The organism is Streptomyces sp. NPDC005820 (genome assembly GCF_040630255.1).
Classification (GTDB): domain Bacteria; phylum Actinomycetota; class Actinomycetes; order Streptomycetales; family Streptomycetaceae; genus Streptomyces.
Genome location: NZ_JBEXXE010000002.1, coordinates 11989 through 31348, shown reverse-complemented (window position 1 = coordinate 31348; position 19360 = coordinate 11989). Strand labels below are relative to the sequence as shown.

Genomic DNA, 19360 nt, shown 5'->3' with positions numbered 1-19360 from the left:
GGACTACCAGGTGTAGTTCGGGTCCACGTGCATGCACTGCGAGTCGTCGGCGCCGTTCATCGCCTGGGCCGACTCGGGCGTCTTGTCGTCGTCCTTCTTCTCGGACGCCGCGTACTTGTTCCCCGACCGCCAGTCCCCGCCGACGTAGAGCGTGACCCCGGAGACGTCGGTGGACTTCTTCACCTGGCTCGTCGGGACGCCGAGGACCTTCGCCACCCGCAGGGCGTCGGCCTGGAGGTCGGCGCTCGGGTAGCGGATCACCGTGACCTCCTCGGAGGTGGCCGCGGAGGCGTCCGCGACGGCCTCGTCGAAGCCCTTGGCCTTCAGCAGGTCCGTCACCGCGCTCGCGCGGCCCACGACCGGGGCGAGCGTGCCCGTACGGGTGCTGTTGTGCACCTGCACCGCGATCTTCCCGTCCGCCGCGGCCGTGTCGGTGACCGTCGGCGAGGGGCTCGCCGTGGCCTTCTTCTCGTCCTTGCCGTCCAGGGCGATGTCCTCGCGCACCAGCCGGAACAGCTTGTCGGCGTCCTCGGTGGGCACCACACGGCCGGTCTGGACCGTGTCGTACGCGTTCGGCATCGTCGTCATCGTGATGCGCTCGGTGGGCACCTTCTGCAGCTCGGTGGCCAGGTCGTACATCTTGGTGATGGTGTCCAGGCCGTCGTCGACGGTGATCGCCTTCGTGGCGGCCTCGGCGAGCTTGCGCAGCTTGTTGGGGTTGGTCAGCTTGGCGTTGGCGCGCAGCTCACGGACCATCGAGTTCATGTACATGTGCTGCGCCTTGGCGCGGGCGAGGTCGGTGTCGTCCTCGAAGCCGTAGCGCGTGCGCAGCCACTGCAGGGCCTGCTTGCCCTTGATGGACGTGGTGCCCTTCTCCAGCTTCAGCCCGGAGCCCTTGCCGCTGCTGGTGTGCGAGTAGACGTTGGCGTCCACGCACACCGGGACGCCGCCGATCGCGTCCGCCATCGACACCACACCCGAGAAGTCGATCATCATGAAGTGGTCGATGTGGATGTCGGTGAGCTTCTCCCAGGTGGCCACGGTGCAGCCCGGGCCGCCGCGGCCCAGGGACTCGTTGGTCATCGACCGGGTGCTCGCCGCGTACGTCTTCTTGGTGTCGGGGTCCGTGCACTTGGGGATGTCGACGAGCGTGTCGCGGGGCATGCTCACCACCGACATGTTGCTGCGGTCCGCCGAGACGTGCAGCAGCATCTGGACGTCCGCGAGCGGGGTGCCCCCGTAGGTGTCCTTCGCGCCGCCCAGCTTCTGGTTCTCCGCGCTGTCGCGCGCGTCGGAGCCGATCAGCAGGATGTTCAGCGCGGTCTGACCGGCCGAGTTCGCCTGCGTCTTGGCCGCCCGGTCCTTGGCGTCGCCCAGGTTGAGGTCGTCGCTCTTGATGTTGGCGTTGAGGTGTTCGTAGTAGAGGTATCCGGCCCCCGCGCCGCCGAGTATGACGAGCGCCAGCACCGTCGCGGACCAGCGCAGCACCCTCCGTCTGCGGCGCCCCCGGCCCGTGCCGTTGCCGCCGTCGCCTCTGGCCCCGCCCTCGTCGTCGGACGTGTCCTTGTCCACCGGGGTCAGGGACATCGTGTCCTCGACCGCGGGAACCTCACCCCGCATCCCGCTTGTCGTCGCCAATTCCCCAGCCCCTCCACGCCGTGCGCCTGACACGGGCCCGTCCCGCGTCAAGTCAGACGCACGACGGGCCCGTAGGGTTACCTACTTCGCGCACTGGACCTTGTCCGCCGTGGACTTCTGGACCGAGTCCGGCACCTTCGTGGTTGCCGTGAGCGAGACGCCCGCGCCCTTGAAGTCCTTGCCCAGCGTCAGCGTCATCGTCGGCAGTCCCTGGGCGTTGGTGACGCTCTTCCCCGGCTTCAGCGCGGTGCCCGGCAGCCCCATGATGTCGGCCAGCCTGCGGGCCTGATCGGCCTGGTCGGGGTCGTACTCGAGCGTCGTGTTGCTCAGTTCCTCCGGCGCGTTGCCCGCGTTCTCGGACTTCGTCACGCCCTCATCATTCTGCAGCCAGTTAAGAGTCTCCTGTGCGCTGCCGGCCGGGGCTCCGCCGTTCATGACCTGCACCCGGACCTCGGAGGCTGCGGACTTGGTGCCCTTGAGCCGGGCGGCGGCCTCGGCGGCGGCCGCGCTCTTGGACTCCTTGGCCTTCTCCTTCACCTCGGTGAAGGAGACGTCGTCCTGGATCATCTGGAAGACGGTGGGGGCCGTCGAGGTGTTGACCACGACCGTCGCCTTGACCTTCTCCGCCGGGTTGTCGAGCACCGGCACGGTGGTGAAGGTCAGGTTCTTCACATTGAGCTTCCCCAGCTCCAGGCCCAGGTCCTTCAGCTTGGTGATGCTGTCGAGCTTGGAGTCGACGGTCAGCGCCTTCGTGCCCGCCTCCGCCAGCTTGATCATCTTGGTGGGGCTGGTGAGGGTGTCGTTCGACTTCAGCTTGCGCATCAGCGAGCCGAGGAACTGCTGCTGGATCTCGATCCGGCTCAGGTCGCCGCCGAAGCCCACCGAGTGCCGGGTCCGCACGAAGGCCAGCGCCTGCTCGCCCTCGATGGTGTGCGTGCCCTTGGACAGCTTCAGATGCGAGTCCGCGTCGTCGATGTCCTTCGCCAGACACACCTCGACCCCGCCGACCGCCGTGGTCAGCGTCTTGACCGCGTTGAAGTCGGCGACCATGAAGTTGTCCGCCTGGATCCCGGTCAGCTCGGTGACCGTGCGCACGGTGCAGCTCGGCGTCCGGTCCTCCTGGCCGAGGCTCGTGTTGAAGCGCACGCCGTCCTCGCCCTTGATGACCTTGGTGGTGCCGTCCTCCATCGTGGTCGGGCAGTCCGGGACGTCCACGATCAGGTCGCGCGGGATGCTGAGCGCGGTCGCGTTCGTCCGGTCCTTGGAGACGTGCAGCAGGATCGTGGTGTCCGCGTGGCCCACGCTGTTGGCGTCGCCGTACTTGGTGTTGCCCGCGCCGGTGCGCTTGTCGGTGCCGATCAGCAGGATGTTGATCGCCTTGTCCTTGCTGAAGCCACCGGTGCTCGCACCGTCGTCGGAGACGGCGGTGATGTTGTCGTTGAGGTGCTCCAGATACAGGTAGGCCGCACCGGCCGTGCCCACCAGCACGAAGGCCATGACGCCGCCGGTCCACAGCAGGACCTTCTTCGCCTTCGACTTCTTCTTCACCGGCCGGCGCCCACGCCGGTTCGGCGGCTCCTCCGGCACCCCACGCCTGCGGCGCGGCCCGGGAACCCGCTCCGGGGCCTCCTCGGGCGACTCCCGCTCCGGCGCCGCCGTACGGCCGCGCGCCCCGCCGGACGCGCCGGCCGGGGCCGCCGCGCGGGAGGCCGCTCTACGGGGTCCGGGGACCGCCGACTGCGGTGCGGAAGGGCTCAGTCGCAGTTCGTATTCGCCGGTATCCGGATTGAGCACCCATTGGTCTGCGGGATCGATGTTGTCCGCCCGCCCACGGCCTTGCGCGTCCACGGTCTGTCAAATCCTCCGTCGGGGCCACGCGGCGCCTTTCCCCCTCAAGGCGCTCGGGTCGTCTCGGTCACTCAGTCTCAACTCGGTCACATCCGTGCACGACCCCAGGACAGACCACGCGGCCGGGTGCACCGGATCGCTCACACTATCCGCCCAGTTCGACGTGGAGCGACGGCCGTGACAAATTCCACGTCCCTACAACCGGGCAATCCGCCCCAATTCCCTGGACTTGAGTGCATCGAGAGACCTCGACTTGGCAAGCGCTTTACCCGCAACCGTCGTCGGCGGCGGTGCTGCCGCGGAACGTAGGGGCCGGTGGAGAGGGGGTGGGACCCGTCAGGGAGTACGGTCCGTGTTCACCCGACTCCACCGTGCCTGATTTCATGGGAAGTTTCTTAGAAACCACGACGGGCCCGTCCGTGCGCAGCTGTTCGAAGAGTTTCTCCGCCTCCGGCTCGACCAGTTGGTCGCGATTGGCGTTGTAGACATACGACTCCCGCGGAACGGTCAGGAATTGCACCCGTTCGGTGGGAATGTCGCCCAAGGCGCGCACGAGTTCATAGAGTCCGCGCAGACTCGCCAGATCCGGATCGGTGGTGAGCGCGGACGTGGCCGCATCCAGCAGCGGATACAGCTTCACGGGATTCAGCAGGACATCGTCGCTCCGCACCTTGTTGACGAGCGCCGCGAGGAACCGCTGCTGCCGGTCCATCCGCTCGGTGTCGCTGCCGTTCCCGAGGGACTTGCGGGCCCGGACGTACCCCAGCGCCCGCTCCCCGTCGAGGGTCACCTCCCCGGCGGGCAGCCGCAGCTTCGCGGCCTTGTCGACGATGGGCTCGGCGACACACACCCGCACCCCGTCCACCGCGTCGACCATGTCCTTGAACCCGCTGAAGTCGACGACGACGTGATGGTCGATCCGCACCCCGGTCAGCTTCTCCACGGTCCGGACGGCGCAGGCCGACCCGCCGGTCTCGAAGGCGTGATTGAACATGGCGAACACCGGCCGGGTCCGCGACCCGTCCGCCCGCCGGCAGGCGGGCACGTCCACCATCAGATCCCGGGGCAGGGACACGGCGGTCGCGCTGTGCCGCCCGCCCGACAGATGCAGCAGGATCGTGGTGTCCGACCGCTCGGTGCCCGAGTCCGTCCCGTACCGCCCGTTGTCGTCCCCGGCCCGCGAGTCCGACCCGATCAGCAGCACGTTCTGCGCGTCCGCGACCAGGGCGGCCGGCCGCTCCTTCGCATACCGGGCAAGCTCGGCCGCGGCGGCCTCGTCGGGCGTGATGTTCCCGTCGAGCTGCGTGTAGAGCACCCACCCGACCCCGCCACTGCCCACCACCAGCACGGCGAGCACCCCGACCCCGTACCCCACCCACCGCCGCCGCCTCATCCGTCTCACCCCCTCCCGCGCCGCAGTGCCGCTTCTACGACGATGACGCGAGCGGGGCGGGGGTGCGGGCGGGGATGGGCCGAACGAGTGAGGGGCGCGCTACAGGTCTTTCAGCCCGTCCGGCGTTTGAGGACGAGGCCCGTTCAGGGCCGATCGGGGGTCCAGGGGGCAGAGCCCCCTGGTACGGGAGGCGGAACCCACCCCCGCCTACCGAGCAGTCGCCGTCACCCGCTCACTCTCGATCCGCCGAGCCACCGTCTCCTCCTCGGCCCGCTCCGGATTCCGGCACAGCACCACGGACCCCCCACTGGCCAACGGCGCGTACAACCCCGCCGCGAGCCCCTCCCACGTGTCGTACGGCAGCGAGGACAGCAACCGCGACCCCGGCCCCGTCAGCCCCAGCCCCGCCGCCCCGTCCCGCGCCCGCTCCACGATCTCCGCCCCGCTGAACTCCGCCCCGGCCACGACCAGCGCCGGCGCCTCGGGATCGACGGGCGCGTACGCCGCGAACCGGTCCCCGTACGTCGGCACCTCCACGGCGTAATCGACGTACCCCTGCGGCGGCCCCGGCACGAACCGCCGCCCGAGCGGCGCGAGCGAGAGCGCGTACCGCTCCCCGCCGCACGCGAGCCCCGCCTCGAACCGCCCCGGCCCGGCCACCACGAAGTCCGCCCGCGCCGGATCCCCTTCCACGTCCGCGACCACGCCCACCGACGCGCACGCCAGCAGCCACACCGCCGTCTGCCAGTGCGCGGGCAGCAGCAGCGCGACCCGGTCGCCGGGCTCGGCGGACATCCCGTCCTGGAGGAGGTTCGAGGTCTTGGCCACCCAGTTGGCGAAGGTGGCCACGGACAATTCGACCCGCTCGCCCGTGGCGTCGTCGTAGAAGGTCACGAGGGGACGCGCGGGATCCGCGGCGAGCGCGGAACGCAGCAGGTCGGCAGGGGTGCGATCGGTGACGTTCACCCGCGCAAGCGTACGCGCCGCCCCGTCGCCGCACGTGCCACCGCGCCACCGGTTCGGCCGAACGCCCGGCGCCCGGGGAGCCACCGGTTCGGCGGAACGCTCCCGACGGCCCGTCATATCCCCGATGGACAGATATGTATGACCATGTCCAGGATCGTTCGCATGCGTGGATTGCTAGCTACTTCGATCGGTGTCACCTGTGCGGCCGCCCTCGCCCTGCCACTGACGTCGCCCGCCACGGCGGCGGCGGTGCGGCCGGCGCCGACCGCGCAGGCCGGCGCCGAGGCCGCCAGGGCAGCCGCCCTCCCCGGCAGCACCCAGTCACTGCCCCTCACCCCCCTCACCCGCGACCGCGCCCTCGGCTCCGCCGACCAGGGCATGCACCGCAGGGACGTACACCGCTTCTCCCTGCTGGGCGTCGTCTGGGACGACCCGGACGCCGAACTGCACGGCAGCGTCCAGGTCCGCACCCGCCCGGCCGGCGGCGACGCCTGGTCCGGCTGGCAGGACGTGGAGACCCACAACGCCGACCACGGCGCCGACCCGGGCACCGCCGAACGCACCTCGGGCCGGGTCCGCGGCGCCACCGCCCCCCTGTGGGTCGGCGACTCCGACGGCGTCGAGGTCCGCGTCCACCCCGACACCCCCCTCCCGGCCGGCCTGCGCCTGGAACTGGTCGACCCCGGCGCCCCCGCCCCCCAACACATTCCGGTGGCCCCGCGCAGCCGCGCCCTGCCGGCCGCGGGGCCCGAGGCACTGTCCACGGCCGAGCGGGCCGCCTCCGCCGCCAACGCCCGCCTCGCCCCCCTGGGCGCCACCAGGATCCAGGCCCTGAACCGCGAACAGACGAGGAAGCACCGTTCGACCCCCTACATCGGCCCCCGCCCGAGCATCGTCACCCGCCGGGGCTGGGGCGCGGACGAGAGCATGCGGGAGGCGGGCTTCCGCTACACCACCACCGTGAAGGCCGCCTTCGTCCACCACACGGCCACGGGCAACAACTACACCTGCGCACAGGCCCCGTCCGTCATCCGTGGTATCTACCGCTACCACGTCAAAAGCATGGGTTGGCGGGACATCGGCTACAACTTCCTCATCGACAAGTGCGGGACCATCTACGAGGGCCGGGCCGGCGGTGTCGCGAAGGCGGTCATGGGCGCCCACACCCTCGGCTTCAACACCAACAGCATGGGCGTCGCCGTCCTCGGCACCTTCACCTCAGCCAAGCCGAACTCGGCCACCGTCAAGGCCATCGCGCGTCTGACGGCATGGAAGCTCGGCCTGTTCGGGGCGAATCCGAACGGAAAGACATACCTGAAGTCCGGAGGTGGGAACCTCTACGCCAAGGGAAAGAACGTACGACTGAATGTGATCTCCGGACACCGTGACGGGTTCGCCACGGAATGCCCGGGCAAGCAGCTCTACGGCAAGCTCGGCACGGCCCGCTCGACCGCGGCGACCTACCAGGGCCGCTGAGAGCGGACCACGGCCCACGCCTCCGGGGGTCAGGGGAGGCCCCCGGACGGACCGCACCGGAACTGCATCCGAACGGCCGGAGAACACATCCAGATGGGGGCACATTTCATCAGCCGTCGGGGGGACAGTCTCCTCGGGACTGGGACGGAACACCGCACGGCCTGGAAAGCGCCACACAACGGTCTGCATACACTGGCCGGTCGAATGACAGTTCGGCCGGTCCCGGCAGGAAGCAGAGACGAAGGTGACAGAAGCGATCCTCCTGGTCGGCGGCAAGGGCACCCGGCTGCGCCCGCTCACGGTGCACACGCCCAAGCCCATGGTCAGGGCGGCGGGGGTGCCGTTCCTCACGCACCAGTTGGCGCGGGCGAAGGCGGCGGGGGTGGACCACATCGTCCTCGCGACGAGCTATCTCGCGGAGGTCTTCGAACCGTACTTCGGCGACGGCTCGTCCCTGGGCCTGCACATCGAGTACGTGACGGAGGAGGAGCCCCTCGGCACGGGCGGCGCGATCCGCAACGTGGCGTCCCGCCTGCACTCGGCCCCCGACGACCCGGTGCTGGTCTTCAACGGCGACATCCTCACGGGCCTGGACATCGGACGACTGGTGGCCACGCACCGGGAGACGGCGGCGGACGTGTCGCTGCACCTCACCAAGGTGACGGACCCCCGCGCCTACGGCCTGGTCCCCACGGACGAGACGGGCAGGGTCCTCGCGTTCCTGGAGAAGCCCGAGACCCCCGAGGAGATCGTCACCGACCAGATCAACGCGGGCGCGTACGTCTTCCGCCGCTCGGTCATCGACACGATCCCGCAGGGCCGCCCGGTCTCGGTGGAACGCGAGACGTTCCCCGACCTGCTGGCGGCCGGAGCCCACCTGCAGGGCATGGTGGACTCCACCTACTGGCTGGACCTCGGCACCCCCGCGGCCTTCGTACGGGGCTCGGCGGACCTCGTCCTCGGCCGCGCCCCGTCCCCCGCGGTCCCCGGCCGCTGCGGCGACCGCCTGATCCTCCCCACGGCCCGGGTCGCGGCGGACGCCAAACTCACCGGCGGCACGGTGGTCGGCGAGGGCGCATTCGTCGCGGAGGGCGCGCGGGTCTTCGGCTCCACGATCCTCCCCGGCGCCGTCATCGAACCCGGCGCCGTCATCACCGACTCCCTCATCGGCACCCGCGCCCGGGTGGGCGAACGCTCCGTCCTCACCGGCACGGTCATCGGCGACGGCGCGATCATCGGCCCCGACAACGAACTCCGCGATGGCGCCCGCATCTGGTGCGACGCCCAAATCCCCGCAGGAGCGGTCCGCTTCTCCTCGGACCAGTAACCACCCGCCCACCGAAGGGCTCCATCCCTCGACGCCGGCCGCGGCCTTACAGCCCGTCCGGCGTCCGCGGATGCAACTCTCAAAGCAGGGGCGTCACCCTTCTGCGCCGGTCCACTTCTCTCAGCCCGTCCGGCGTTTGAGGACGAGGCCCGTTCAGGGCCGAAGCGGGGTCTGGGGGCGCAGCCCCCAGCGGGGTCGAAGGGGCGGAGCCCCTCACAACAACCCGATGTCCCCCCGCCGCATCCGCGGAGCCCTCCGCTCCGGCACCCGCCCACTCAACAGAATCAACCGAGCGGCCCGATGCCGCTGCCCCGCATACGGCTCCAGCAACTCCAGCATCGCCGCGTCATCCGCCCCCCGGTCCCCGGCCAACGCCCACCCCACGATTCCCGGCAGATGAAGATCCCCCACCGTCACCGCATCCGCCGCCCCATGACTGCGCTGCACGGTCTCCGCCGAGGTCCACGGCCCGATCCCCGCCACCACCTCCAGCCGCGCCCGCGCGTCCTCGGGAGACATCCCCACCGCCTCCTCCATCCTCCGCGCCACCCGCACCGCCCGCAGAATCGTCGACGCCCGCTTGTTGTCGACGCCCGCCCGATGCCACTCCCACGACGGGATCAACGCCCACGTCCGCGCCGGAGGCATCACCCACAGCCGCCCGCCCGCCGCGGGCCCCGGCGCCGGCTCCCCGAACTTCCGCACCAGCAACCGCCACGCCCGGTACGCCTCGTCCGTCGTGACCTTCTGTTCGAGAATCGACGGAATCAACGACTCCAGCACCAGCCCGGTCCGCGTCAACCACAGCCCCGGCCGCCGATGCCTCGCCATCGCCACCACCCGATGCCGCGGCACGAACGCCTCCGGCTCATCGGCGGCGCCCAGCAGCTCGGGCAACCGCTCCAGCAGCCACTCCGCCCCCGGCCCCCACGCCTCCCCCCGTACGGCACCCCCGCCGGGCACCACCGACACCCGCAGCGTCCCCGCCCCGGCGGGCGTCAGACTGGCCCGCCACACCGAACCGTCCGGCATCGCCCGGAACGTCGGATCCCCGGCCCCCCGCCGCAACGGCCCCAGCACCAGCCCCAGATCGACCGGCCCCCGCGGCACCCACTCCCGCACCCGCCCCGGCGCGCCGGCGTCCCGCGCCGCCGTCCGCGCGGGCACGGGAACATGACCGCCGCGCACGGTCGTACGCGTGGACCGAGGTGCGAAACGTCCTGCCACGATGCCCGTCCCGAATGCAGAGAGCCGAACCAAGCCTTACCCCCTCACCGCATCTCACCGCACCTCGATGAAACCCTCCACTTCCCGTTCCGCCCGCTCCCGGGGCTCCTGCGCCGCATGTCCGACCGCCACCGCCCCCATCGGATCCCACCCCTGCGGCAGCCCCAGCACCTCCCGCACCACGTCCCGGCAGAACATCGTCGACGACACCCACGCCGACCCCAGCCGCTCCCCGGCCAGCGCGACCAGGAAGTTCTGCACCCCGGCCCCGGCCGCGACGACGAACATCTCCCGCTCGGCCGCGTCCCGCCGCGCGTCGCCGTAGGTGTGGGACCCGTCCATCACCAGACAGGGGACCACCAGATACGGCGCGTTCCGCAGGACGTCCCCCCGCCGTACCCGCTTGGCGATCGACTCCTCGGACTTGCCGTCCCGCCGCAGATCCGCGATCCACGCGTCCCGCATCGCGTCCAGCAGCCGGACCCTCGACTCCGCCGACTCCAGCAGCACGAACCGCCACGGCGTCGTGTGATGCGGCGCCGGCGCCGTGACCGCCGCGGCGACCGCCCGCCGTACCGCCCCGGGATCCACCGGCTCGTCGGTGAACGCCCGCACGGTCCGCCGCTGCGTCACCGCCAGCCGCACCGCCTCCGAGGTCCCCAGCCGGAACATGTCGTCCCGCGCCCCGCGCACCAGGGCCGCGGCACCGTCCCCCGCGCTCTCCGCCACGACCTGCGCCAGCCCCCGCACCACCGCCACGGGCAGCCCGGCCGCCTTCCCCTTCACCAGGTCCCCGGCCGCCGCCAGTTCGTCCGCCGTCGCGACGACCGTCGCGCTCAGCGGATTGCCGTACGCGTCCGTGCCCCCGCGCAGATCGTCCAGCACCCGCACCCCGGCGGCGCCGATCGCCACGTCCGTGAGCCCCGCACGCCAGGGCCGTCCGAAGGTGTCGGTGACGACGACCCCGACCTCGACGCCGAGCGCGTCGCGCAGCCCGTCCCGGATCGCCCGCGCGGACGCGTCCGGGTCCTCGGGCAGCAACAGCACCGTCCCGGAAGGGGTGTTGGAGGCGTCGACGCCTGCCGCCGCCATGATCAGCCCCTGCCGGTTCTCGACGATCCGCAGCGTCCCGCGACGCGCCACGACCCGTACCGTCTCGGCGTCGATCGCGGCCTCCCGGTCGTCCGCCCGGACGATCCGCCCCTCCGCCTTGGACACGATCTTCGACGTCACCAGCAGCACGTCCCCGTCGGCGAGCCCCGGTTCGGCGGCGGCGATCAGCTTGGCGATGTCGTCCCCGTCCTGCACCTCGGGCAGCCCGGGGACGGCCCACACGCGATACCCCTGCTCACCGCTCATACCGTCCGCACCTCCTCCGCCAGCTTCAGCGCCTCCCCGGCCATCCGCGCGGTCGTGTCGAGATCGCTCATCATCAGCGGCACGGCCCGGCAGCGGATGCCGGCCGCCTCGATCCGGTCCACCGACCCCGCGTCCACGGTGTCCACGAGCCAGCCGTCCAGCAGCCCCGAGCCGTAGTGCTCGGCGACCGCGGCGGCCGTCGACTCCACGCCGACCGCGGCCAGCACCTTGTCGGCCATGCCGCGCACGGGCGCGTCCCCGACGATGGGGGACAGGCCCACCACCGGGACCCCGGCCTCGGCGATCGCCTCACGGATGCCGGGCACGGCGAGGATGGTGCCGACGGAGACGACCGGGTTCGACGGCGGGAACAGGACGACGTCCGCCGCCGCGATCGCCTCCAGCACCCCCGGCGCCGGCTTCGCCCGCTCCGCGCCGACCGGCACGACCGCCTGCGCCGGCACCGACGCCCGCAGCCGCACCCAGTACTCCTGGAAGTGCACGGCCCTGCGCTCGCCGTCGATCTCGACGGCGACATGCGTCTCGACCCGGTCGTCCGTCATCGGGATCAGCCGCACCCCCGGCTTCCACCGGTCGCACAGCGCCTCGGTCACCGCGCTCAGCGGATACCCGGCGCCGATCATCTGCGTCCGCACGATGTGCGTGGCGAAGTCCCGGTCGCCCAGCCCGAACCACTCCGGCCCGACGCCGTACGCCGCGAGCTCCTCCTTCAGATGGAAGGTCTCCTCGGCCCGGCCCCAGCCCTGCTCCTCGTTGATGCCGCCGCCCAGCGTGTACATCACGGTGTCGAGGTCCGGGCAGACCTTCAGCCCGAAGAGATGGATGTCGTCGCCGGTGTTGCCGATGACGGTGATGTCCGCGTCCGGCACGGCCCGCTTCAGACCGCGCAGGAACCGGGCACCACCGATGCCGCCTGCCAGAACCACGATGCGCATGGAAGCCAGTCTCGCAGGCCCCGCCGACAGCCCGCCGGGCGGTTGTGGACAACCCCCCGCCTGTGGACAACCCGACCACTCGTACGAGTCACGGGCGCCGTGTACCGGCCATGACCGCCCTACGCGCTGACGGCGTCCACCGTGTCGAACGTCTCCCGGGCCGTGCAGGCCGTGTGGTGCATCGGCATCTCGGTCAGCCCCGGGAAGTACACGTGCAGGCTCACCGCCGGCTCCAGTGCGTCGTTGACCACCTCGTGCACGTACCCCGGCGCGAACACCCGCTGCGCGCCCGCCCCCAGCACCCGCTTGCCCCGCTCCGTGCGCTCGGTCAGCTCGCCGTCCAGGACGGTCAGCACACCGGAGGAGCGGCCGTGGTCGTGCAGCCCGCTGCTCTGTCCGGGCACCCAGGACAGCAGCCACACCTCGTAGCCCGGGCCGGTGCGCAGCCGGTGGTACCAGCGGCTCGTCGCGTCGTAGCGGACGAGGTGCTCCCACGCGGCGCGGTCGGCGGCGATGGAGCGGGCCAGGCCGACGAACTCGGCCACGGTGGCGGGGTGCTCGCGGGGGGCCTGCAGGAGGTGGGGGACTTCGAGGATGTCGCCGGCGATCTGGAGGTCGCTGTCGCTGTTCATGGGGTGGGATGTTCCTCGGCGGAAGAGTGGGGGGCGGCTGGGTGTCGCGTACCGTCCACCCGGATCACGGGTGGATCAGGGGTGCCCTGGTGCGGGCCGAAGGAAAACAGCTCCGGGCCGGAGTGGACCCGGGAGGGGGCAGCCGGAGCGCGTGGGGCTCAACAGCTGGAACAGCGACAACAGCTACAGCGAGCACGAGCAGCACCGTGGGACCCGGCGGAGCGGGTCGAGGTGAGTGCCGAGTTCGCGAGCATGCCCACAAGGACATCGGTTCACACCTGCCGGTGTCAACTCGACGCCCGATATGTGGGACAGGGTTCACCTCATCCGGTGCATCTGAGAGGTGAAAGGTTTGTGCATACGGCCACCGGGACACACGAGGCACAAGCCGGACGCGTAGGCCGTTGTGACGCAACGGGATCGCACTCATGGGCGTCCTTCCCCGTGGAAGCACTGCGCGGGGTCCGAGCCCTCCAGGGCCCTCTCTGCATGTCAAGGTTTATGGCGATTTGAACACTTACCGCACGGCCTTGGTTCCGCAGAGTGAATAAGGGGCTCAATAGCAGATCTCGGCTTGACTCGCCCGGAGCAGCACACTTGTAATTTCACTCGTGTCGTTCAGCCGACATCGGTAATGGGCCAAGGCACCGACATCGGTAAACGGCCAGGTACACGGGGACGCGAAAGACAGAGCGAGGGGCGCACATGACCGAGCTGGTGCAGCAACTGCTGGTCGACGACGCGGGCGAGGAACTCGGCTGGCAGGAGCGCGCACTGTGCGCCCAGACCGACCCCGAGTCCTTCTTCCCCGAGAAGGGCGGCTCGACCCGCGAGGCCAAGAAGGTCTGTCTCGCCTGCGAGGTCCGCTCCGAATGCCTCGAATACGCCCTCGCCAACGACGAACGCTTCGGCATCTGGGGCGGTCTCTCCGAGCGCGAGCGCCGCAGGCTGAAGAAGGCCGCCGTCTGAGAACGGCGCCCGCAACGGACGCGAGCCGCCCCCCGGGGCGCAAGCCGCCCGGCACGGGCGGACACGGCGGTGAACGGCCCGTCGCAGGTGGGTTGTCCACAGGCGGCGGGCCGCCGTCCTGCCCAGCCGATAGTGTGGTCGCTCGTCCGAGACACCCCGCCGCCCTCACGCGGCGCAGGCGTCCACCACGTCCACCGAACCGGGGCCCGTACCTCGATGTCCGTGCACAGCCACACGGCAGGCCACCAAGGCGGCGCTGCCACACCTGAGTTTCCGCGTCATGTCGTCACCGCGGTCCTCGTCTCCCACGACGGTGCCCGCTGGCTGCCCGACGCGCTCGCCGGGCTGCTCGGCCAGGAGCGCCCCGTCCAGTCCGTCATGGCCGCCGACACCGGCAGCTCGGACGACTCCGCCCGCCTGGTCACCGAGGCCCTCGGCGACGACCGCGTCCTGCACCTCGCCCGCCGCACCGGTTTCGGCCAGGCCGTCGAGGAGGCCAACCGCACCGCCCCGGTCCTCACCCCCGAGGAACTGCCGTACCTGAAGCGGCCCAGCGGCTGGGACCCCGTCACGCGCACGTGGCGCGACGACGCCTACGACCTGCCGGAGCTCCCGCACGGCGAACCCGTCCAGTGGCTCTGGCTCCTGCACGACGACAGCGCCCCCGAGCCCGACGCCCTCGCCGAACTCCTGCGCGTCGTGGACAACGAACTCGAACTCGGCCGCGACGACGTGGCCGTCGTCGGCCCCAAACTGCGCGGCTGGTACGACCGCCGCCAGCTCCTCGAGGTCGGCGTCACCATCGCCTCCTCCGGCCGCCGCTGGACCGGCCTGGACCGCCGCGAACAGGACCAGGGCCAGCACGACCACGTCCGGCCCGTACTGTCCGTGTCCACCGCCGGCATGCTGATCCGCCGCGACGTCTTCGACGAACTCGGCGGCTTCGACCGCCGACTGCCCCTGATGCGCGACGACGTCGACCTGTGCTGGCGCGCCACCGCCGCCGGCCACCGCGTCCTCGTCGCCCCCGACGCCGTCGTACGCCACGCCGAGGCCGCCTCCCGCGAGCGCCGCGCCGTCGACTGCGCGGGCCGCACCACCGCCTCCCCGCACAAGGTCGACAAGGCCGGCGCCGTCTACACCCTCCTCGTCAACAGCCGTACGGCACTGCTGCCCTGGATCCTGCTGCGCCTGGTCCTCGGCACCCTGCTGCGCACCGTCGCCTACCTCGTCGGCAAGGTCCCGGGACAGGCCCTCGACGAGATCCGCGGTCTGCTCGGCACCCTCCTGCGGCCCGAGCGGATCATCGCCGGACGACGCAGCCGCGGCACCCCCCAGATCGACAAGGGCGAACTGCGGCCCCTGTTCCCGCCGCCCGGCGCGACCGTACGGGCCACCGTCGAACAGGTCGCCGGCGACCTCTTCGGCTCCTCCGACACCGAGACCGCCGGCGGCGCCGGACGGCACGGCGGCGGACTGGAGTCCGGCCCCGGCGGCGACGACGCCGACTTCCTCGAGATCGAGCAGTTCGCCCGCCTCAAGCGCATCGCCCGCAAACCCGGCCCGGTGCTCTTCCTGGTCCTGCTGCTCGTCTCCCTCGTCGCCTGCCGGAACCTCCTCGGCGGCGGCGCCCTCGCCGGCGGCGCCCTGCTGCCCGCCCCCGCCGACGCCTCCGAACTCTGGTCGCGCTACCTCGACGCCTGGCACCCGGTCGGCGCGGGCGGCACCCCCTCCGCGCCGCCCTACCTCGCGATCGTCGCGACCCTCGCCACCCTGCTGTTCGGCTCCACCGGCCTCGCCCTCACCCTGCTGCTCGTCTGCTCGGTGCCGCTGGCCGGCTTCACCGCCTACTTCGCCTCCCGCCCCCTCGTCGAGTCCCGCCTCCTGCGCGCCTGGGCCGCCGTCGTCTACGCCTTCCTGCCCGCCGCCACCGGCGCCCTCGCCGGCGGCCGCGTCGGCACCGCCGTCCTGGCCGTCCTGCTCCCGCTCATCGCCCGCGCGGCAGCCGCCGCGAGCGGCCTGACGCACACCTCCGGCGCCCGCGGCAGCTGGCGCGCCACCTGGGCCTACGCCCTGCTCCTCACGGTCACCACCGCGTTCACGCCGATCGTCTGGCCCCTCGCGCTCGTCCTCGGCCTCGCCGTCCTGGCCGTGCGCCGAGGCGACATCACCGCCTACGGCCTGCGCTTCCTGGCCCAGCTCGGCACCCCCCTGCTGCTCCTCGCGCCCTGGTCGCTGTCGCTGCTCCCGTTCGGCTTCTTCACCCAGGCCGGACTCGACTACGCCCCGTCCACCGCCTCCGCGCTCGACCTGCTCGCCGCCAGCCCCGGCGGACCCGGCACCGTCGACGGGCTGATGCTCATCGGCGTCGTCCTGGCCGCGCTCGCCGCCCTGCTGCGCGGCGAGCGCCAGTTCGGCATCTGGACGGCCTGGGCGATCGCCCTGGTGGCGCTCGTCTTCGCCGTCCTGTCCAACAGCTCCACCTGGGCCGGACCCGCCACCCTCGTCTACGGCATCGCACTCCTGGCCGCCGCCGTCCTCGGCGCCGACGGCGCACGCACGCGTGTCGCCGAACAGAGCTTCGGCTGGCGCCAGCCCGTCGCCGCCCTCATCGCCTTCGCCTCCGCCGCGGGCCCCCTGCTGCTCGCCGCCGGCTGGATGATCGGCGGCGCCGACGGCCCGCTGGAGCGCCGCGACCCCGTCCAGGTGCCCGCGTTCGTCGCCGAGGAGGCCGGCAACCGCGACCAGTCCCGCACCCTCGTCCTCGACAGCGACTCCACCGCCCACGTCGACTACATGCTGGTCCGCGGCTCCGGCGCCCGCCTCGGCGACGCCGAACTCGCCGCGGCCGACGGCGAGAACCCGCAGCTCGACAAGGTCGTCGCCAACCTCGTCGCCGGCTCAGGCGCCGACCAGGCCGACCAACTCGGCAAGTTCGCCGTCGGCTACGTCCTCGTCCACAAGGGCGCCCCCCGCGACGTCACCCGCGTCCTGGACGCCACCCCCGGCCTGAAGCGGCTCAGCCAGCAGGACGGCAGCGCCCTGTGGCGGGTCGGCCAGGAGGTCTCCCGCACGGCGGTCGTCACCGAGTCGGGCAAGGGCACGGCCACCCCGGTCGCCGCGGGCCCGGTCGACATCCACACCACGATCCCGTCGGGCTCCGAGGGCCGGATCCTGCGCCTGGCCGACGCCGCCGCCGACGGCTGGACCGCCACCCTGGACGGCAGGCCGCTCACCCGCACCACCGTCGACGGCTGGGCCCAGGGCTTCGAACTCCCCGCCTCCGGCGGCACGCTCGACGTCACCTACGACGACCCCTTCACCCACACCGCCTGGCTGTGGACGCAGGGCTTCCTGGCCCTCGTCCTCGTCGTCCTCGCCCTGCCCGGCCGCCGCCGCGACGTCGACGACGACCTCCCCGAGGAGCAGCCCGCAGAGGACCGGCCCGCCGACGGCGAGGGCCGCCGGGCCCGCCGGCTGCGCGCCCAGGCCGAGGAGGCGGAGGAACCCGCCGCCCAGGACGACGACTTCCCGACCCCTGGGGACGACTTCCCCTCGCCTCCTTCGGAGGAGACACCGCAGGACGCCCCGGAGCAGACGCCGGTCGCCCTCCCGCACCAGCAGACGTACGGCGACTGGGACCGGCCGAGCTACGCGGGCGCCGAGTACGGCGGCTACCAGGGCGAGCAGTACCAGGACGCCCAGCAGTACGGGGCGGGCGGCTACGACCAGCAGTCCTACGACCCCTACCAGGCCGGCCAGTACGACCCCTATGCCTACGACGGCCAGGGCGGGCAGGCGTCGTACGAGCAGACGTACGGCTACGACCAGGGCTACGGCAACCAGGGCTACGACCCCGCCTACGACCCGGCGCAGCAGCAGCACCCCCACGGCACCGGCAGCGAGCGTCCCGACGGGAGCCAGCAGTGAACCGCACCACCCTTTCCCTGATCGCCGGCACGGCCGCGCTCGCCGCCGTCACCGGGTTCGCCACGCTCAACGAGCCCAAGACCGCCGGCGCGGACGACTCGGCCAAGGCGGCCGCCGTCCTGCCCGTGGAGCGCACCAGCCTGCTCTGCCCGGCGCCCAGCACCTCCGACATCGCCGAGACGTCGTACACGTCGTTCACACCCGTCACCAAGGGCACGGGCGGCGACGGCACGGCCGAACTCGTCGCCGCCACCGAGGAGTCGGCGGACACGGCCGACGACAAGGCGAGCGACAAGGACGACAAGAAGGCCGACGAGAAGGCCGACGAGAAAACCGACGAGGACAAGAAGAAGGACAAGAAGACGGACAAGTCCGGGAAGTCCGTCGTCACCCCCAAGGAGCCCGGCACCCCCGCCACCGGCGACAGCACCGGCGGGGAGTCGCCCGCGCTCGTGGGCACCGCCGAGGGGAAGTTCGCGCCCGGCTGGACGGTCCAGGAGACCACCGAGGTCGCCGCCGGCTCCGGCCGCGGCCTGCAGGGCGTCACCTGCACCCCCGCGGACACGGAGTTCTGGTTCCCGGGAGCCAGCACGGCGGCCGACCGCACGGACTACGTCCACCTCACCAACCCGGACGACTCCGCCGCCGTCGCCGACATCGAGCTCTACGGCAAGGACGGCGCCCTGCAGACCACGGTGGGGGAGGGCATCACCGTCCCGCCGCACTCCAGCGAGCCGGTCCTGCTGTCCACGCTCACCGCCGACAAGGAGGACGACCTCACCGTCCACGTCAACGTCCGCAGCGGGCGTGTGGGCGCGGCGGTGCAGGCCCTGGACGACAAGCTCGGCGGCGACTGGCTGGCCGCCACCACCGACCCGGCGGCCGGCCTGGTCGTCCCCGGCATCCCCAAGGACGCCACCGCGGTCCGGCTGATCGCCTACGCGCCGGGTGACGCCGACGCCGACCTGAAGGTCCAACTCGCCTCCCCCAGCGGCCTGATCACCCCGGCCGGGCACGAGACCGTGCACGTCAAGGGAGGGATGACGACCGCCGTCGACCTCGGCGACGTCACGCGCGGCGAGGCGGGCTCGATCGTCCTGACGCCCACCGACCGGTCGGTGCCGGTCGTCGCGGCCGTACGGGTGCTGCGCGGCAAGGGAGGCAATCAGGAGTCGGCGTTCATTCCCGCCTCCGCGCCGGTGGGCACGCGCGCGTCCGCCGTCGACAACACCGCCAAGGGCACCACCCTCTCCCTGACCGCTCCCAAGGGCACCGCCAAGGTGAAGGTCACCGCGTCCGCGGGCAGCGAGGGCGGAACGGCCGTGTCCAAGACGTACACGATCAAGTCCGGTACGACCCAGGACGTCGAACTCCCCGTCCCGTCAGGCCTGAAGGGCACCTTCGCCCTGACGGTGGAGCCCCTCAACGACACCCCCGTCTACGCGGCCCGCACTCTGGCGGTGACCCAGGACGGCGTCTCGGGCTTCACCGTCCAGACCCTGCCGGACGACCGGGGCACGGTCGAGGTCCCCCGCGCGGACGAGAACGTGGCGGTGCTGCAGAAGTAACCCGACCGGGTCATCCGGGGAGACGGTGCGGGGCGGCGGGGGCGGTGGGGATGGTGCGCCAAGGACGGTGG

13 protein-coding genes are annotated in these 19360 nt (G+C 72.0%); 5 read left to right on the top strand and 8 right to left on the bottom strand.

Features of this window, described 5'->3' with window-relative positions; all coding sequences use genetic code 11:
* Positions 1–3 precede the first annotated feature (3 nt).
* The 4 genes from ABZ464_RS02265 to ABZ464_RS02250 form a co-directional block, all read right to left on the bottom strand.
* Positions 4–1587: an LCP family protein gene (locus tag ABZ464_RS02265; protein WP_359270636.1), complete on the bottom strand. Its 1584-nt coding sequence runs from the start codon at positions 1585–1587 to the stop codon at positions 4–6.
* Positions 1588–1719: 132 nt separating this feature from the next.
* A complete protein-coding gene (locus ABZ464_RS02260; RefSeq protein WP_359269682.1) occupies positions 1720–3486 on the bottom strand; it encodes an LCP family protein in 1767 nt (588 codons plus the stop codon).
* Between the two features lie 265 nt (positions 3487–3751).
* A complete protein-coding gene (locus ABZ464_RS02255; protein WP_359269679.1) occupies positions 3752–4879 on the bottom strand; it encodes an LCP family protein in 1128 nt (375 codons plus the stop codon).
* A 207-nt stretch (positions 4880–5086) separates the two neighbouring features.
* Entirely contained in the window at positions 5087–5845 is a 759-nt protein-coding gene (locus ABZ464_RS02250; RefSeq protein WP_359269676.1) for a TIGR03089 family protein, read from the bottom strand.
* Between the two features lie 162 nt (positions 5846–6007).
* Here ABZ464_RS02250 and ABZ464_RS02245 point away from each other — a divergent pair, with 162 nt between their 5' ends.
* Both ABZ464_RS02245 and ABZ464_RS02240 read left to right on the top strand, forming a co-directional pair.
* Positions 6008–7321 (top strand): peptidoglycan recognition protein, encoded by a 1314-nt coding sequence (locus ABZ464_RS02245; RefSeq protein ID WP_359269674.1) that lies wholly within the window; start codon positions 6008–6010, stop codon positions 7319–7321.
* Between the two features lie 244 nt (positions 7322–7565).
* Positions 7566–8648, top strand: coding sequence for an NDP-sugar synthase (locus ABZ464_RS02240; protein WP_359269671.1), 1083 nt, complete (start codon positions 7566–7568; stop codon positions 8646–8648).
* Between the two features lie 213 nt (positions 8649–8861).
* Here the strand turns inward: ABZ464_RS02240 and ABZ464_RS02235 are convergent, their stop codons facing one another.
* From ABZ464_RS02235 to ABZ464_RS02220, 4 genes are all read right to left on the bottom strand, one after another.
* Entirely contained in the window at positions 8862–9875 is a 1014-nt protein-coding gene (locus ABZ464_RS02235; RefSeq protein WP_359269668.1) for a DNA-3-methyladenine glycosylase 2 family protein, read from the bottom strand.
* A 54-nt stretch (positions 9876–9929) separates the two neighbouring features.
* Positions 9930–11234, bottom strand: a complete 1305-nt coding sequence (locus tag ABZ464_RS02230) for a coenzyme F420-0:L-glutamate ligase (protein ID WP_359269666.1) — start codon at positions 11232–11234, stop codon at positions 9930–9932.
* On the bottom strand, positions 11231–12190 hold the full coding sequence (cofD, locus tag ABZ464_RS02225; protein WP_359269663.1) for a 2-phospho-L-lactate transferase: 960 nt from the start codon (positions 12188–12190) through the stop codon (positions 11231–11233). The genes ABZ464_RS02230 and cofD overlap by 4 nt, the downstream gene beginning before the upstream one ends.
* Before the next feature lie 119 nt (positions 12191–12309).
* On the bottom strand, positions 12310–12822 hold the full coding sequence (locus ABZ464_RS02220) for a cysteine dioxygenase family protein (RefSeq protein ID WP_359269660.1): 513 nt from the start codon (positions 12820–12822) through the stop codon (positions 12310–12312).
* Between the two features lie 705 nt (positions 12823–13527).
* Here ABZ464_RS02220 and ABZ464_RS02215 point away from each other — a divergent pair.
* The 3 genes from ABZ464_RS02215 (at position 13528) to ABZ464_RS02205 (ending at position 19289) form a co-directional block, all read left to right on the top strand.
* Complete coding sequence (locus ABZ464_RS02215; protein ID WP_030792866.1) at positions 13528–13791, top strand: WhiB family transcriptional regulator; 264 nt, start codon at positions 13528–13530, stop codon at positions 13789–13791.
* A gap of 216 nt (positions 13792–14007) precedes the next feature.
* Positions 14008–17721, top strand: coding sequence for a glycosyltransferase (locus tag ABZ464_RS02210; protein ID WP_359269658.1), 3714 nt, complete (start codon positions 14008–14010; stop codon positions 17719–17721).
* Positions 17718–19289, top strand: a complete 1572-nt coding sequence (locus ABZ464_RS02205) for a DUF5719 family protein (RefSeq protein ID WP_359269655.1) — start codon at positions 17718–17720, stop codon at positions 19287–19289. The genes ABZ464_RS02210 and ABZ464_RS02205 overlap by 4 nt, the downstream gene beginning before the upstream one ends.
* Positions 19290–19360: the final 71 nt, after the last annotated feature.